This is a genomic window from Kineosporiaceae bacterium (assembly GCA_016713225.1).
Taxonomy (GTDB): Bacteria; Actinomycetota; Actinomycetes; order Actinomycetales; family Kineosporiaceae; genus JADJPO01.
In genome coordinates, this window is record JADJPO010000003.1 from 430267 (window position 1) to 446703 (window position 16437).

A 16437-nucleotide genomic window follows, 5' to 3' on the forward strand; every position below is an offset into this window, starting at 1 on the left:
CCGTGCGTGAACGAGGAGCGGCGGTTGGGCGCGTCGAGGATGGGCTGCCCAAACACCTGCGGACCGAGGTCGAGCGGGCCGGCTACTACCCGGAGCTGATCTGCGACGTCCTGGACGTCGCAGTGGCCGGGGAGGTGGTCGACAGCTTCCTGGTGCACCCCGAGACCACCTTCGACCGCGAGGAGATCCGCCGCCACGTCACGGTGCTGGCGTTGACGGCGACGCGTCTGGTGGTCGCCCATGCCGACGACCACGAGCCGGACACCCTGAGCCCGGAGCCCTACGCCTCGGCCAGCACCGAGGCCGTCTCGTTGCGTCATATCCGCTCGCTGGTGCTCTCCCACGCGGTGACCCGTCCCGAGCAGCATCGCACCGGCGCCCTGCCGCGTGAGTTGACGATGACCATCGGCTGGGGTGGCATGAGTCGTCTCGACCTGGAACCGGCCGGGTGCGTCGACCCCGAGTGCGAGGCCGATCACGGCTACACGGGGACCGCGGCCGCCGACGACATCACGTTGCGGTTGTCCGCCGATGCCGAGGGCACCGATGCCGTCGGGGCGGCGGTGGCGTTCGCGCGGTCGCTGTCGGCGGCGATGGCGGCCACCGGTCACCACCCGGGGTGAACCCGACCCTCGCCGACGTCCTGCCCGCGGTGGCGACGGCTCTCGGCGTCCCGTTGAGCGGCCCACCCGACGAGGGCCAGGTGGGCGAGGCTGCGGCTCGCCTGGTGCTCGAGCCCGCCCGGCATGCCGTGGTGGTGCTGCTCGATGGTCTGGGTGAGCAGTTGCTGGCCCGCCGCGGCGGACATGCGCCCTTCTTGAACTCGTTGCGACTGAACGGGTCTGGGCGCGTGATCAGCTGTGGCTTCCCCAGTACCACAGCCACCAGCCTGGCGATGTTCGGCACCGGCCGGTTGCCGGGGCAGCACGGTCTGGTCGGGCTCGACGTGCTCGACCCCGACCGCGGCGTGCTGTTCAGTGAGCTGGCCTGGGATCCCATGGTCGACCCCCATCGCTGGCAGCCGGAACCCACCGTGTTCGAACAGGTCGCCGCAGACGGCGTGGACGTCGTCCGGGTGGGGCCGGCCTATTTCGACGGGTCCGGGTTGACCGAGGCGGCTCTGCGTGGCGGCCGCTTCGCCGCCGCCACGGCCCTGGATCAGCGGGTGGAGGCCACCGTGGCGGCGCTGCGCGCGCTCGGCTCGCGGCGGCGCGGCCTGGTCTATCTGTACTGGGGTGAGATCGACAAGGTCGGTCACGTGGCCGGCTGTGAGTCGTGGCAGTGGGGTGAGGAACTCGCCACGGTGGACGCCGCGCTGTCGCGACTGGTCGCTCGGCTGTCGCGGGACACGCTGATCGTGGTCACCGCCGACCACGGCATGGTCGACGTGCCGTTCGCCGACCGGGTGGACGTCGCCCACGAACCGACGCTCGCCGCCGGGGTGGAGCAGGTCGGAGGCGAGCCGCGGGGTCTGCACCTCTACTGCCGCACTGGTGCCGCGGACGACGTGCTCGCGGCCTGGCGGGAGCGGCTCGGCGATCGCCTCGAGCTGTTGAGCCGTCAGGACGCCATGGCCGCCGGCTGGTTCGGTCCGGTGCACCCTCGGGTGGTGCCGCGGATCGGCGACGTGGTCGGTTCGGCCCGGGGCACCACGGCCGTGGTCGACTCGCGGACGGCGCGCAAGGAGGTCCTCGCCTTGCTGGGGCTGCACGGAGCCCGGACCGACGCCGAACAGCTGGTGCCGCTCCTGGTCACCCGCGGCCGAGCCTGAGCGGCTCGGCGGCGTTCACTCCCGGCGTCCGCCGAAGACGATGTCGTCCCAGCTGGGCACGCTGGCGCGCTTGCTGCGCCGCGGTGGCGGTGGCGGTGGCGGTGGTGGCGTGGGTGCCTCGGCCGCGGGTTCGGCCACCACTGGCACAGGCTTGACCACACCGACCGGACTCACCGCCCCGGCTGCCGCGGGGGCGCTGGGTGCACCGGGGGAAGCCGGTTTCACCGCGGGCACCGGCGAGATCGTCACCGCGACCGGGGACTCGGGCAGGGTGAGCACCTCGGCGTCCATCGCCTCGTCCGGTCGTGACCGCGGCGGGTGGGCTGCCGGTGGCAGACCGTCGTCCTCGAAGTCCGACAGGTCGTCGAGTGGTCGCTGTCGCCGACCACGACGCTCCCGCAGCGTGTCCAGCAGGTCGACCGTGGAGGCCGCGGGCCATGCTGCGGGGGAGGAGGGCGGCTCGGCCTGGCGGACCCCGCCGTCGGCCTCGACGTCATAGATGTGCTCGTGGCCGCGGTCGTGGTCATCGGCGGCGCGCAGCGGCACCAGTCGTCGGTGAACCGCCGCCCCCGGGCTCGACCCGGGCGTCTCGTTCTCGGTCAGCCAGCGCGCCTCGTCGTCCTGTGCGGTGACGTGACGCAGCTGTGCGTTGTAGGCCCACTGGGCCTGACGCTGACGCGTCCCGGCGGTGAAGGCCAGGGTGACGATCCAGGTGCCGTCCTCCGTGCGCCAGGCATCCCACGAGCCCTCGCCGTGTTCCACCTCGCGGACGGCCAGTCGTTCGGTCACCAACTCACCGAGGGTGGGGACGGTGCCGTCCAGCCGTGAAACCCCTCGCAAGCGCACCGCACGGGCCTGCCGGACGACGAATTCCCGTTCGGCGAGAACGGGTCCCTCGTAGCGGCGGATGTGTTCGATCGCGACACCGGAGTCGGCGGCGATCTGTTCGGCGCTCTCGCCGGACCTGATCCGGGCCTGGATGTCCCGCGGACGCAACCGCCCGTCCTGTTCGATCTGCAGCTGACCCAGGCGAGGACGGTCGCGGCGCACGGCAGCACGAAGCGGCTCGTCGACCCGGACCCTGAACCTCTGGCCCTCGGCCCCCGCCAATACCAGGTGCTCCCCGTCGTCATGGACGCCGACGAGCGTGAGGTCCTGCATGCGTCACCCCTCCAGCTGCGTCCTGGTTCGACTGTGCCATCCCGCGCACCGATGGCGAAGCATGTCACCGGGCATGTCGGCGAGCGACTGGTCCGTCTGGCTCCCGTGTGGCTGGCGTGTGGCTCGCGTGTTGAGTCGCTCGTGGGTGGTGCGAGGATGCCCGGGTGAGTGCGTTGGCCCCGTACGACGGGGTGTTGCTGGTGTCCTTCGGCGGTCCGGAACGGCCCGAGGATGTCATGCCGTTCCTGCAGAACGTGACCCGGGGTCGGCCGGTGCCGCCGCACCGGCTGGCCGCCGTCGCGGAGCACTACCACGCAGTGGGTGGTCGGAGTCCGATCAACGGGGCCAACCGGGTCCTGCTCGCGGCACTGCGCGCCGAGCTGGATGCCCGTGGGGTGCAGCAGCCGCTGTGGTGGGGCAACCGCAACTGGCATCCGCTGCTGACCGAGGCGCTGAGCGAGGCCCACGAGTCCGGTGCGCGGCGGGTGGTGGCCATCCTGACCAGCCTCTACCCGAGCTGGTCCGGCTGTCGGCAGTACCGCGCCAACCTGGAGGACGCCGTTCGGGAGCTGGCCCGGCAGGGACGCGAGATCGAGGTCGACGTCGTGCGCCCCTTCGCCGGTCGGCCGGGGATCATCGCCGCCGTCGTCGACGCGGTCGACCGGGGCCTGCACGAGCTGGAGGCCCTGGGGCCGGACGTGGCGCGAGCTCCACGGGTGGTGTTCGTCACCCACTCCATCCCGCTGACGATGGACCAGGCCTCGGGCCCCGGGGGTCAGGCCTATCGCACCGGGCACGCGCTGACCGCGCAGACGGTGATGGAGGCCCTCGCTGGACGTCACGGCCGTCGTCACGCGTGGGACCTGGTCTACTGCTCACGATCCGGTTCGCCCGAGACCCCCTGGCTGGAGCCGGACATCGACGACCACCTCGCCGAGTCGGCTCGCCAGGGCACCAGCGGCGTCGTCGTGGTGCCGATCGGGTTCATCAGTGATCACATGGAGGTCGTCTACGACCTCGATACCCAGGCCGCGGGAGTCGCCGAACGACTGGGTCTCGGCTTCGTGCGGGTGCCGACCGTCGGGACGGACCCCCGATTCGTGGCGGCCATGGCCGATGCCCTGGCGGACCACGCCGCGCAGGCGCGCGGTGAGAGCCTGCCGGATCAGCCGGTCAGCTGCGGCGAGGGATGTTGTGCACGATGAGCGATCCGACCGAGGACACCTCGTCCGGCCCCTTGCCCCGAACCGTCGATCCCGGGGCCTTCGACGAGGCATCCCGACGGGCGTTGCTGCACGTGGCCGAGCAGGCCGCCCGGGCGGCCGGAATCCTGGTGGAGCAGGGACGGCGAGCGGCACCGGTGACGGTGGAGGCCACCAAGAGCAGCCCGACCGATGTCGTGACCGCCATGGACCGGGCCGCCGAGCAGCTGATCAGCGAGATGGTGCAGCAGGCTCGGCCGGACGACGCGTTGTTCGGTGAGGAGGCCGGCGGCGTGGCCGGACGCACCGGTCACAGCAGCGGCCTGACCTGGGTGATCGATCCGATCGACGGCACCGTCAACTATCTGTACGGGCTGCCGGCCTACGCCGTCAGCGTCGCCGTCGTCACCGGGGACCCGCGTCGTCCCGGCGGTTGGCAGGCCCTGGCCGGGTGCGTGCACAACCCGGCATCGGGCGAGACCTGGACGGCGATCGCCGGCCACGGCGCCTGGTTGGACGGGTGCCGGTTGCCCACCCGATCCGCGCCACCTCTGGACGCCGCTCTGGTGGGAACGGGGTTCGGCTATCGGCCCGAACGCCGTCGGGAACAGGCCGAGGTGGTCTCGGCGTTGCTGCCCCTGGTGCGTGACATCCGTCGGATCGGCAGCGCCTCGCTCGATCTGTGCGCGGTGGCCACGGGCCGACTGGATGCCTTCTACGAGCGTGGGCTCAACGTCTGGGACATTGCGGCGGGCCAGCTCGTGGTGACCGAAACCGGAGGGCTGGTGCTCGGTCCCGGTGGCGGTCCGCCGTCGCCGGACCTGGTGGTGGTGGGGCCGGCGCCGCTGGCCGAGACGCTGCGAGGGCTGGTCGAGCAGATGTGAGTCATGACACGCCGTCGGACATCACGCCCTAGTGGGTTCGCCTCGGCGACCCGCATAGTGCACAATCGCCCAGCGCGTGGGGAAGGCCAGACCGACCCGACGTTCGGCCACGTGTACCGGCCCGGCACGTGACACCCCTGTTCATCACAACTTTTCACCGGAGCGTGACCTATATGGCGACCGACTACGACGCGCCGCGCAAGACGGACGACGAGCTGAGCGAGGACTCTCTCGAGGAGCTCAAGGCCCGGCGCGTCGACAAGGGTTCCGGCGCCGTCGACGAAGACGAGACCGAGGCGGCCGAGGGCTTCGAGCTTCCCGGCGCCGACCTGTCCAATGAGGAACTCTCGGTGCGGGTCCTGCCGCGTCAGGCCGACGAGTTCACCTGTTCGAGCTGCTTCCTCGTGCACCACCGCAGTCAGCTGGCCAAAGAGGTCGGCGGGCAGCCGGTGTGCAAGGAGTGCGCCGCCTGACGCGGGCGGCGGATCGGGCCGTACCCGCTCGGGGGACCGGGGGTTCGGGGGATGGAATGTCATCAGGGACCTCGCCGACGTCAGTGACATCAGGGACGTCGCCGACGTCACGGACGTCAGGTGACGTCAGGGGAGGGGTCGGTCAGGGCTGAGTAGCCGATGGCTGCTCGGCCCGAGCCGCCTCGATGGCCTCTGCCAGCAGGTTGGGGCGACGGCTGGAGATCAGCCAGTAGGGGGTGGGATCGCGAGGATCGGCCACGGCGACCCGGATTCCGGTGGGGATCCAGCCACGGATGCACAGGTAGGCGCGTGCGTCCAGGCCGGGGCCGTGCGCATGCCGCATGGCTGCGGCGTCCAACGATTCGACCGCGCCGCAGAATTCCAGCGGCAACCGCGCCCGCCCGGCCTGGAGTTGCCCGTCGCGCACGGTGACCTCGGGTGTGGTGCGCGCGAGGAGACCGGCCAGCGTCGCGGTGGCCAGGATGGCCACGACCAGGGCGAGCTGTTCGCTCTTGGGGACGAGGATCAGTCCGAATCCGCAGCCCAGCAGGGAGGCGGTGGCCCAGACCCACGCGGCCGGACGGAGTTTTTCGCGGTAGTCCACACTCACCAGCCCAGGTTCCCACACGGGCTAGGCTCGCGTGCATGCGGATCCCGTTCCGCCGCCTCGACCCCGGGCTGCCGCCGCCCAGGTACGCCCATCCGGGCGATGCCGGCGCAGACCTGGTCAGTGCGGTCGATGTCGTCCTCGCCCCGGGTCGGCGCGAGGTGGTCCCCACCGGCATCGCCGTCGAGCTGCCGGAGGGCTACGCCGCGTTCGTGCACCCGCGGTCCGGGCTGGCCGCCCGGCATGGTGTGACTGTGGTGAATGCACCGGGTACGGTCGATGCCGGATATCGAGGCGAGATCAAGGTGACGTTGATCAACACCGATGTCGATCACCCGTTCACGGTGCGCCGGGGAGACCGGATCGCCCAGCTGGTGGTGCAGCGGGTCGAGCACGCGACATTCCTGGAGGTGGACCAATTGACCGAGACCCCGCGGGGCGCAGGCGGTTTCGGGTCCACCGGAGGATTCGAACAGACGGGTGAACAGAAGGGTGAGGCGCAGTGAGCTTGTTCCGACGTCGTAAGACCGAGGCGGCTGAGGTCAGCGATGCCGAGGTCGGCGCGGCGCAGGAGTTGGACGCCGAACTCGACGAGTTGGACGAACTCGACGAGCCGGACGAGGAGGACACCCGCCCAGGTCTGTCACCGCGGCCCGACGGCCCCTGGGACGTCGTCGAGCAGCCGGATGCCGATGGGTACGTCGATCTGGGCGCGTTGCGCCTGCGGGGCCGCGCCGGGATGGAGCTGCGCCTCGAGATGGACGAATCCACCGGGACGGTGAACTCGGCCACCGTGCAGCTCGGCGAATCGGCCGTGCAGTTGCAGGCCTTCGCCGCACCCCGCAGTGAGGGGATCTGGGAGGAGATCCGCGGCGAGATCGCCTCGGGGATCACGCGGCAGGGTGGTACCGCCGACGAGGTGGCCGGGGTGTTCGGCCGGGAGTTGTTGGCCCGCATCCCGGCGCGTACGCCGGATGGTCGCACCGGGCACCAGCCCGCGCGCTTCGTCGGCATCGACGGACCCCGGTGGTTCCTGCGCGCGGTGTTCCACGGGCAGGCGGTTCACGACGCCGGGGCGGCCCTCGACCTGGAGTCGGTGGTCCGCGACATCGTGGTGGTGCGCGGCGAGGAGGCCATGGCTCCGCGGGAGTTGCTCGTGCTGAGCCTGCCCGAGGTGGTGACCGCCGACGGTCAGGCCTCCACCGAGGTCGAACCGCCGGCCGCCCGCCGTGACGACCTGCAGCCCTTCGAGCGTGGTCCCGAGATCACCGAGATCCACTAGCCCGCGTACGCTGAACCCATGGCAGGCACCGAACAGGCCAAGACACCGACCGCACGTGCGACGACGTCACGTTTTCGCGCGGCGATCTCGCGTCTGGTCGCACCGCAGTCTCAGGTTCTGGCCGAGCAGGAGCAGGAACGTGCCGCCGAGCTCGGCGGAACCTTGGTGGCCGATCTGGAATCGCGCCGCGATGCCACGGTGTGTGGCACCTTGCGTTCGGTGACGCTGCGGCCCCGCGCGGGGGTTCCTGCGCTGGAGGCCGCCCTGTACGACGGCAGCGGCACCTTGACCGTGGTCTGGCTCGGACGGCGGCAGATCGCCGGCATCGAGCCGGGTCGTCGGATCCGGGTCCACGGCATGATCACCAGCTCGGAGGGCGAGCCGGCCCTGTTCAACCCCCGCTACGAATTGGTCGCGCGTGCCGGGGAGTGAGCCGGAGCGGGCGTCATCCCCCGCAGCGGCTTCGGGGGTGCAACCCGGGCCGGCGACGTCGGGCCTGGCCCAGGCCATGGCCGAGCAGTTCTCGTTCGAGTCCGCCGTGGGCGGCGTGCGCGGCCTGCTCGAGTCCGTCGTCCCGACCCTGGTGTTCACTCTCGTCTACACCATCGACAACGACCTGCAACGCGCCCTGATCGCCGCGGTCGGCACCGCCGTCGCGCTCACCGTCGTCCGCCTGGCCCAGCGGCAGACGGTGATGCAGGCGGTCAGTGGCTTGATGGGCGTGGCACTGGCAGCGGCCATCGCCTGGTACACCCATTCGGCGATCAACTTCTTCCTGGCCTCGATCCTGAAGAACGCGTTCTTCACGGTGCTGTGTCTGATCTCGATCGTCGTGCGCTGGCCCTATGTGGGCGTGCTGCTGGGATTGATGCTCGGCGAGGGTACGCACTGGCGGCAGGTGCCCGCCCGAGCCCGGGCGTACACCTGGGCGACCTGGGCGTGGGTGGCCATGTTCGTGATCCGGTTGGGCTTCCAGGTACCGCTGTACCTGCGCGATCACGTCACCGGGCTCGGGGCGGCCTCGGTTCCTCTCGGGTTGCCGCTCTTCGGCGTCACGGTGTTGGTCTGCTGGCTCATCGTCCGGCGGGTTCCGCTCGCCCGGCCCCCGGGCGTCGAGGACTCGGCGCCCATCGCCGCCCAGCCGGACGACGACCCGCACCCCACCTCTCGGTGATCATGCAATCCGTGCACGAAACGTGCACGGATTGCATGATCACCGAGAGGTGGGAGTTGCTCAGACGTTGGACGGGCTGAGCAATCGCTGGAGCTGGTCCTCCGACTCGGGCACCGTGATGAACATCAGCTCGTCGTTGGCCTCGAGGGTGTCGTCCCGGCTCGGCGCAATCGGCCGGTCGGCGCGGATGATGCCCACCAGTACCGTGTCCGCCGGCCATTCGATGTCGCCGACCATGGTTCCGACCACCGGTGCATCGGCAGGCAGCGTCAGTTCGACCATGTTCGCGTGGCTCTGCTGGAAGGTGAAGATCCGCACCAGGTCCCCGATGGAGACGGCCTCCTCGACCAGAGCGGTCATCAGCCGGGGGGTCGACACCGCGACGTCCACGCCCCAGGCCTCGTCGAACATCCACTCGTTCTTGGGGTTGTTGACCCGCGCCACGGTGCGGGGTACGCCGTACTCGGTCTTGGCCAACAGCGAGACGACCAGGTTGACCTTGTCGTCACCGCTGGCGGCCACCACCGCGTCGCACTCGGCCAGCCCGGCCTCGGCCAGCGAACTGATCTCGCAGGCGTCGGCCAGCAGCCACTGGGCATCCGGCACGCTCGAGACCCGGATGGCGGCCGGGTCGCGATCGACCAAGAGCACGTGGTGCCCGTTGGCCAGCAACTCCCCGGCGATCGATCGGCCGACACTGCCGGCTCCGGCGATGACGACGCGCATCAGTGACTCACCGCCACGGGGGGCACGCCCAGCACGGACTCGGCCTGCGGCAGGTCGGTCTCGCGCACCATCAGGTGCACCAGATCGCCCTCTTGGTACACCGTGTCCGGCCCGGGCACGATGCCCTCGCCCAGCCGGGACAGGTAGGCCACACGCCCGCGGGCGGCGTCCTCCAGGGTCGCCATGCGCCGTCCGACCCAGCCGAGGTGCACGCCGACCTCCGCCATGATCAGTGAGCCCGAGGCGTCGCGGTACTCCGAGGCCGCGCCCACCGGCAGCAGGCGACGGACGATCTGGTCCGCCGTCCAGCGCACGGTCGCCACGGTGGGAATCCCGAGGCGTTGGTAGACCTCGGCCCGACCCGGGTCGTAGATGCGCGCCACCACGTTGGACACCCCGAACATCTCGCGGGCCACCCGGGCGGCCAAGATGTTGGAGTTGTCGCCGCTGCTCACCGCAGCGAAGGCGTAGGCCTCGTCGATGCCGGCCTCTTGCAGCGTCTCGCGCTCGAAGCCCGCCCCGGTCACCCGCAGGCCGTCGAAGGAGGATCCGAGGCGCCGGAAGGCGTCGGGGTTCTGGTCGATCACCGCGACGGAGTGACCCCGCCGTTCCACCATCTGCGCGAGGGTCGAGCCGGTCCGGCCGCACCCCATGATCACGAAATGCACTTCTGGTCCGACTCCTCGCCGAGTGCCAGGTGTCCTGAACTGTGTTGGTCGTTGTGTCAGTCACCGTGTCGGTCACCGTGTCGGTCACCGTGCTGGTCACCGCCGGTCACTGTGTCGGTCACTGAGCCGACAACTGTGTCGACACGAACGCTACACGCCCCATCAACACGCCTACGATGCCCAGCGTGCCTGTTTTCGCCGATGCCCTGAAACGGATCGCCCTCGGTCGTCCGGTGCACAGCGAACGCCTCTCGGAGACGCTGTTGCCGAAGCGGATCGCGTTGCCCGTCTTCGCCTCCGACGCGTTGTCGTCGGTCGCCTATGCGCCCGATGAGATTCTGCTCACACTGGCGTTGGCTGGTTCAGCGGCCTACACGTTCTCGCCACTGGTCGGTCTGGCTGTGGTGTTCGTCATGCTCATCGTGGTGATGTCGTACCGCCAGAATGTGCATGCCTACCCCTCCGGCGGTGGTGACTACGAGGTCGCCACCACCAATCTGGGGGTGCCGGCCGGCCTCACGGTGGCCAGCGCACTGCTGGTCGACTACGTCCTGACCGTGGCGGTGTCGGTCTCCTCCGGCGCCCAGTACGCCGCCGCCGCGATCCCGGGGTTGCGGGGGCACGAGGCGCTGCTCGCCGTCCTGGTGGTGGCTGTGCTCACCGCGATGAACCTGCGCGGCGTCCGGGAATCGGGCACGGCCTTCGCCATCCCGACGTACGCCTTCATGGTGGCCATTCTCGGAATGAGCGCCTACGGACTCATCCGCCTGGCCCTGGGGAACCTCCCGCTGGCCGAGAGTGCGGCCCTGACCGCCAAGCCCGAGGCCGCCTTCGAGCAGGGCATGGTCGGCCTCGCCTGGGGCTTCCTGCTGCTGCGGGCGTTCTCGTCGGGCTGCGCCGCGCTCACGGGTGTCGAGGCGATCAGCAACGGTGTGCCGGCGTTCAAGCGGCCCAAGAGCAAGAACGCGGCCACGACGCTGGCGCTGCTCGGCGGGATCGCGGTGACCATGCTGATGAGCATCCTGGTGCTCGCTCGGCAGATGAAGGTGCACATCAGCGAGGACCCGGCCACGCACCTGCTGCGCAACGGCGTCCCGGTGGGCGAGGACTATGTCCAGGACCCGGCGATCGGGCAGATCGCCAAGGCGCTGTTCGACGGATTCCCCGTGGCGTTCTACCTGGTGACGGCGACGACCGGGCTGATCCTGGTCCTGGCCGCGAACACGGCGTTCAACGGGTTCCCCGTGCTCGGTTCCATCCTGGCGCGGGATGACCTGATGCCCCGACAGCTGCACACCCGGGGTGACCGGCTGGCGTTCAGCAACGGCATCGTGACCCTGGCGGCCGCGGCGGCGGGGCTCATCCTGGTCTTCGACGCCGAGGTCACCAAGCTCATCCAGCTCTACATCGTCGGGGTGTTCATCTCGTTCACGACCAGCCAGACCGGCATGGTGCGGCACTGGAACCGGTTGCTGCGCACCGAGAACGACCCGGCAGCTCGTCGCCGGATGCAGCGCTCGCGGATCGTCAACGTGATCGGCCTGAGCATCACCGGCATCGTGTTGATCATCGTGTTGGCGACCAAGTTCGTCCGGGGTGCCTACCTCGCGCTGATCGCGATGAGCGTGCTCTATCTGATCATGCTCGCCATCCGGGGCCACTATCGCAAGGTGCGGCGCGAACTGGCGATCGACGAGGGCGGTGCCGCCCGACAGTTGCCGTCACGGGTGCACGCCATCGTGTTGGTGTCCAAGCTGCACAAACCGACCCTGCGGGCGCTGGCCTATGCTCGAGCCTCACGTCCGTCGACGTTGGAGGCGGTCACCGTGGTGGTCGACCCGGAGGAGACGGCTGCGTTCCAGCGAGAGTGGGAGGCCACCGATCTTCCGGTGCCGCTGCGCGCTCTCGACTCGCCCTACCGGGAGATCACCCGTCCGGTGGTCGACTACGTCAAGAACATCCGCCTCGACAGTCCGCGTGACCTCGTCGTCGTCTATGTGCCCGAGTACGTCGTGGGCCATTGGTGGGAGCACATCCTGCACAACCAGAGCGCGTTGCGACTCAAGACTCGGCTGCACTACATGAGCGGGGTGATGGTGGCGAGCGTGCCGTGGCAGCTCACCTCGTCCGAGGGGGCCGCGAAGCGCTCCGATCATCTGCCCCAGCTGGCTCGGCGTGCGCTGCAGACCGGTGCGCCACGGACCATCGACGAACTGTTGGGTGACGAGCGGACACCGGGTGAGTGAGCCGCTGCTCCGGCTCGAGGTCGGGGCCGTGGCCGCCGGCGGGTTCTGCGTCGCCCGACACGAAGGTCGCGTGGTCTTCGTCCGTCATGCCCTGCCCGGCGAGGTGGTGATGGCCCGGCTGGACCCGGCGTCGTCCGGGCCGCGTGCTGCAGGCAAACGATTCTGGCGGGCGGACGCCGTCGAGGTGCTCGAGCCCTCGCCGGACCGCGTGGTGCCCCCCTGCCCGGCGGCTCGCCCGGGCGGCTGCGGCGGCTGTGACTGGCAACACGCCTCGCTGGCCGCGCAGCGGCTGAGCAAGGCGGCCGTGATCCGGGATCAGTTCTCCCGGTTGGCCGGGATCGAGCTGCCCGACCTGGTGGTCGAGCCGCCCGGCGGCCCCTCGAACGGCACCGAGCCGGACGACGGCCTCGGCTGGCGTACCCGCGTGCGTTTCGCGGTGGACGCGCGGGGCCGGGCGGGGTTCCGCTCGGCCCGCTCGCATGCCGTGATCCCGGTGGCCGGGTGCCCGATCGCCCACCCGGGAGTGGCCGCGGCCGACATCCCGGGGCGCAGCTGGCCGGGGGCTGCGGCGGTCGAGGTGGTCGACGGTTCCCCCGGGCCCGCCCTGGTGATCGTCGAGGAGTCCTCCGGACCACCACCGTCCGGACGCCGCGGCGCCCGTAGCGCGTCGCCGCCCCGCGAACCGGTCCGTCGCGTCGAGGGCCGGCGGACCTGGGTGGAGCACCACGTGAGTACCCCGCTGCTGCCCGAGCCCCGGCGGTTCCGGGTCAGCGACGGTGGGTTCTGGCAGGTGCACCCGGCGGCGCCGGCCACCCTGGTGGACGCCGTGCTGGGTGTGACGATGCCGGCAGCGGGTGAGCGGGCCGTTGATCTCTATGCCGGGGTCGGCCTGTTCGCCGCCGCCCTCGCGCTGCGCGTCGGACCAGCAGGGTTCGTGCACGCCGTCGAGAGTGAGGGGCGGGCCTGCAAGGACGCCCGGCGCAATCTGCACGACCTGCCACAGGTGCGCATCACCCAAGGGTTGGTCGAGGCCTCACCTGACCCGGACGACCCGGATCACACAGCCGATACAGCCGACGCGTCGCACTGGAGCAGTGGCCGTGCCGATGTGGTGGTTCTGGACCCGCCTCGGGCCGGCGCCGGACCCGAGGTGATGGCCCGCATCGCGGCTTTGCGCCCCCGCGTGGTGGCGTATGTGTCCTGCGATGCGGCGTCGCTGGCTCGCGACATCACCCATGCGGCGCAGAATGGCTACCGCCTGACAGGGCTGCGCGCCTTCGACATGTTCCCCATGACGCACCATGTGGAGTGCCTTGCCACTCTGCACCCGAACGAGATAGTTTGACATCGAGATAGTTTCTCTCGGCGAGACGCGAAGGAGCGGACCGTGACCAACACCTCCAAGGACAGCTTCGGGGCCAAGAGCACCCTCGACGTTGGTGGGACCAGCTACGAGATCTACCGACTGTCGGCGGTGGACGGCGCCGCGAAGCTGCCGTTCAGCCTGAAGGTGTTGCTGGAGAACTTGGTTCGCACCGAGGACGGCGCCAACGTCACGGCGGAGCAGATTCGCGCCCTGGCCTCCTGGGACCCGGCGGCCGAGCCCGACACCGAGATCCAGTTCACCCCCGCGCGCGTGGTGATGCAGGACTTCACCGGCGTGCCGTGCGTGGTCGATCTGGCCACCATGCGCGAGGCCGTGGCCGACCTGGGCGGTGACCCCGCGCGGATCAACCCGCTGGCGCCGGCCGAGATGGTGATCGACCACTCGGTGATCATCGACGTGTTCGGTCGGCAGGACGCGCTCGAGCGCAACATGGAGATCGAGTACCAGCGCAACCGCGAGCGCTACCAGTTCCTGCGGTGGGGGCAGGGCGCCTTCGACGAGTTCAAGGTGGTACCGCCCGGCACCGGCATCGTGCACCAGGTCAACATCGAGTACCTGGCCCGCATCGTGATGACGCGTGAGGTGGGCGGCGCCGTCCGGGCCTACCCCGACACCTGCGTCGGCACCGACAGCCACACCACGATGGTCAACGGCCTGGGGGTGCTGGGCTGGGGCGTCGGCGGCATCGAGGCCGAGGCCGCCATGCTCGGTCAGCCGGTCTCGATGCTCATCCCGCGGGTGGTCGGCTTCAAGCTCACCGGGGCGATCCCGGCCGGCGCCACCGCCACCGACGTGGTGCTGACCATCACCGAGATGCTGCGCAAGCACGGCGTGGTCGGCAAGTTCGTCGAGTTCTACGGCGAGGGTGTGGGCGCCGTCCCGCTGGCCAACCGGGCCACCATCGGCAACATGAGCCCGGAGTTCGGCTCCACCTGCGCGATCTTCCCGATCGACGACGTGACGATCGACTACCTGCGCCTGACCGGGCGCAGCGAGTCCCAGCTCGCCCTGGTCGAGGCGTATGCCAAGGAGCAGGGCCTCTGGCACGACCCGAGCCGCGAGGCCACCTACTCGGAGTACCTCGAGCTCGACCTGTCGACCGTGGTGCCCTCGATCGCCGGCCCGAAGCGCCCGCAGGACCGGATCCTGGTCTCGAACGCCAAGCAGGCCTTCGCCGCCGCGCTGCCCACGTACACCAAGGACGTCACGGCCTCGGTGACGGTGGCCGACGGGTCGTACGCCGTGAAGCACGGTGCGGTGGCGATCGCCTCGATCACCTCGTGCACCAACACCTCCAACCCCTCGGTGATGATGGCCGCCGGGCTGCTGGCCAAGAAGGCGGTCGAGAAGGGGCTCACGGTCAAGCCGTGGGTCAAGACCTCGCTCGCCCCCGGCAGCAAGGTGGCCTCGGACTACTTCGACAAGGCCGGGCTGACCCCCTACCTCGAGAAGCTCGGCTTCCATGTCGTGGGCTTCGGCTGCACCACCTGCATCGGCAACTCGGGTCCACTGCCTGAGGAGGTCTCGGCCGCCGTCCAGTCGGGCGACCTGGCCGTGGTGTCGGTTCTGTCGGGTAACCGTAACTTCGAGGGTCGGATCAACCCCGACATCAAGATGAACTACCTGGCCTCACCGCCGCTGGTGATCGCGTACGCGCTCGCCGGCACGATGGACATCGACCTGGACGCCGAGCCGCTGGGCACCGCTGCCGACGGCACCGAGGTCTTCCTGCGCGACGTGTGGCCGACGCCGGCCGAGATCGACGCGACCATCGCGTCGTCCATCACGCGCGACATGTTCACCGCCGACTACGCGGACGTGTTCGCCGGCGACGCGCGCTGGCAGAACCTCGAGACGCCGACCGGCAACACCTTCGCCTGGGACGCGGCGTCCACCTACGTGCGCAAGCCGCCGTACTTCGACGGCATGGGCATGGACCCGGCCCCGGTCGCCGACATCAGCGGCGCCCGGGTGCTGGCCAAGCTGGGTGACTCGGTGACCACCGACCACATCAGCCCGGCCGGCTCCATCAAGGCCGGCACGCCGGCGGCGCAGTACCTCAGCGAGAACGGGGTGGGTGCCAAGGACTTCAACTCCTACGGCTCGCGCCGCGGCAACCACGAGGTGATGATCCGCGGCACCTTCGCCAACATCCGGCTGAAGAACCTCCTGCTGGACGGCGTCGAGGGTGGCTTCACCCGCGACTTCACCGCCGGGGGAGCGCAGGCGTTCATCTACGACGCGGCCCAGAACTACGCGGCGGCCGGGATCCCGCTGGTGGTGCTGTCGGGCAAGGAGTACGGCTCGGGGTCCAGCCGTGACTGGGCGGCGAAGGGCACGGCGCTGCTCGGGGTCAAGGCCGTCATCGCCGAGAGCTACGAGCGGATCCACCGCTCGAACCTGATCGGTATGGGCGTCCTGCCGCTGCAGTACCCGGCGGGCCAGAACGCCGACTCGCTCGGGCTCACCGGAACCGAGACCTTCTCGATCACGGGCGCGACCGAACTCAACAACGGGACGACGCCGCGCACCCTGCACGTGACGGCGACCGCCGAGGACGGCAGCACCGTCGAGTTCGACGCCGTCCTGCGCATCGACACCCCCGGTGAGGCGGACTACTACCGCAACGGCGGCATCCTGCAGTACGTCCTGCGCCAGCTCGTCCGCAGCTGACCCGAGCCCACCACCAAGCCCCACCCCAACCCGCTCATGCTCCGCGGGTGACCGCTCATGCTCCGTAGGTGACGCGCAAAACAGGACAAATCCTGGGATGATGCGTCACCCACGGAGCATGAGCCGGTTTGTTACGAGAGCGTGACCATCAGATGACCCGGAATGACTTCCGTCACTGACGGC

16 protein-coding genes are annotated in these 16437 nt (G+C 70.1%); 12 read left to right on the top strand and 4 right to left on the bottom strand.

Annotated features, from left to right (window positions below; all coding sequences use genetic code 11):
• Positions 1-44 precede the first annotated feature (44 nt).
• Together IPK24_12980 and IPK24_12985 are read left to right on the top strand one after the other, a co-directional pair.
• Complete coding sequence (locus IPK24_12980) at positions 45-623, top strand: phosphodiesterase (protein MBK8076445.1); 579 nt, start codon at positions 45-47, stop codon at positions 621-623.
• Complete coding sequence (locus IPK24_12985) at positions 620-1771, top strand: alkaline phosphatase family protein (GenBank protein ID MBK8076446.1); 1152 nt, start codon at positions 620-622, stop codon at positions 1769-1771. The genes IPK24_12980 and IPK24_12985 overlap by 4 nt, the downstream gene beginning before the upstream one ends.
• A gap of 15 nt (positions 1772-1786) precedes the next feature.
• Here the strand turns inward: IPK24_12985 and IPK24_12990 are convergent, their stop codons facing one another.
• The gene (locus IPK24_12990) at positions 1787-2932 is read right to left on the bottom strand and encodes a DUF3071 domain-containing protein (protein ID MBK8076447.1); all 1146 of its coding nucleotides are present in this window, start codon (positions 2930-2932) and stop codon (positions 1787-1789) included.
• A 164-nt stretch (positions 2933-3096) separates the two neighbouring features.
• Between IPK24_12990 and hemH the strand changes: the two genes are divergently transcribed.
• From hemH to IPK24_13005, 3 genes are all read left to right on the top strand, one after another.
• On the top strand, positions 3097-4137 hold the full coding sequence (gene hemH, locus IPK24_12995) for a ferrochelatase (protein MBK8076448.1): 1041 nt from the start codon (positions 3097-3099) through the stop codon (positions 4135-4137).
• Positions 4134-5018 (top strand): inositol monophosphatase, encoded by an 885-nt coding sequence (locus IPK24_13000; GenBank protein ID MBK8076449.1) that lies wholly within the window; start codon positions 4134-4136, stop codon positions 5016-5018. The genes hemH and IPK24_13000 overlap by 4 nt, the downstream gene beginning before the upstream one ends.
• Positions 5019-5191: 173 nt before the next feature.
• A complete protein-coding gene (locus tag IPK24_13005; protein MBK8076450.1) occupies positions 5192-5491 on the top strand; it encodes a DUF4193 domain-containing protein in 300 nt (99 codons plus the stop codon).
• Between the two features lie 142 nt (positions 5492-5633).
• Here IPK24_13005 and IPK24_13010 read toward each other — a convergent pair whose 3' ends face one another.
• Positions 5634-6104 (bottom strand): DUF3093 domain-containing protein, encoded by a 471-nt coding sequence (locus IPK24_13010; protein MBK8076451.1) that lies wholly within the window; start codon positions 6102-6104, stop codon positions 5634-5636.
• A 32-nt stretch (positions 6105-6136) separates the two neighbouring features.
• On the opposite strand from IPK24_13010, the gene dut reads away from it, so the two are divergent.
• The 4 genes from dut to IPK24_13030 are packed head-to-tail and all read left to right on the top strand — an operon-like array spanning position 6137 to position 8554.
• Entirely contained in the window at positions 6137-6604 is a 468-nt protein-coding gene (dut, locus tag IPK24_13015; protein MBK8076452.1) for a dUTP diphosphatase, read from the top strand.
• Positions 6601-7380, top strand: a complete 780-nt coding sequence (locus IPK24_13020) for a DUF3710 domain-containing protein (GenBank protein ID MBK8076453.1) — start codon at positions 6601-6603, stop codon at positions 7378-7380. Before dut ends, IPK24_13020 begins: the two co-directional genes overlap by 4 nt.
• Before the next feature lie 18 nt (positions 7381-7398).
• The gene (locus IPK24_13025; protein ID MBK8076454.1) at positions 7399-7812 is read left to right on the top strand and encodes an OB-fold nucleic acid binding domain-containing protein; all 414 of its coding nucleotides are present in this window, start codon (positions 7399-7401) and stop codon (positions 7810-7812) included.
• A 37-nt stretch (positions 7813-7849) separates the two neighbouring features.
• The gene (locus IPK24_13030) at positions 7850-8554 is read left to right on the top strand and encodes a DUF3159 domain-containing protein (GenBank protein MBK8076455.1); all 705 of its coding nucleotides are present in this window, start codon (positions 7850-7852) and stop codon (positions 8552-8554) included.
• A 60-nt stretch (positions 8555-8614) separates the two neighbouring features.
• Here IPK24_13030 and IPK24_13035 read toward each other — a convergent pair whose 3' ends face one another.
• Both IPK24_13035 and IPK24_13040 read right to left on the bottom strand, forming a co-directional pair.
• Complete coding sequence (locus IPK24_13035) at positions 8615-9280, bottom strand: TrkA family potassium uptake protein (protein MBK8076456.1); 666 nt, start codon at positions 9278-9280, stop codon at positions 8615-8617.
• Positions 9280-9948, bottom strand: a complete 669-nt coding sequence (locus tag IPK24_13040; protein MBK8076457.1) for a TrkA family potassium uptake protein — start codon at positions 9946-9948, stop codon at positions 9280-9282. The genes IPK24_13035 and IPK24_13040 overlap by 1 nt, the downstream gene beginning before the upstream one ends.
• A gap of 176 nt (positions 9949-10124) precedes the next feature.
• Here IPK24_13040 and IPK24_13045 point away from each other — a divergent pair, with 176 nt between their 5' ends.
• From IPK24_13045 to acnA, 3 genes are read left to right on the top strand one after another with little or no spacing between them, the layout of a single operon-like run.
• Positions 10125-12194 carry an APC family permease gene (locus IPK24_13045; GenBank protein MBK8076458.1) on the top strand — a complete coding sequence of 690 codons (2070 nt, stop codon included), beginning with the start codon at positions 10125-10127 and terminating at the stop codon, positions 12192-12194.
• The gene (locus tag IPK24_13050; protein ID MBK8076459.1) at positions 12187-13539 is read left to right on the top strand and encodes a class I SAM-dependent RNA methyltransferase; all 1353 of its coding nucleotides are present in this window, start codon (positions 12187-12189) and stop codon (positions 13537-13539) included. The genes IPK24_13045 and IPK24_13050 overlap by 8 nt, the downstream gene beginning before the upstream one ends.
• A gap of 42 nt (positions 13540-13581) precedes the next feature.
• Positions 13582-16254: an aconitate hydratase AcnA gene (acnA, locus tag IPK24_13055; GenBank protein ID MBK8076460.1), complete on the top strand. Its 2673-nt coding sequence runs from the start codon at positions 13582-13584 to the stop codon at positions 16252-16254.
• Positions 16255-16437: the final 183 nt, after the last annotated feature.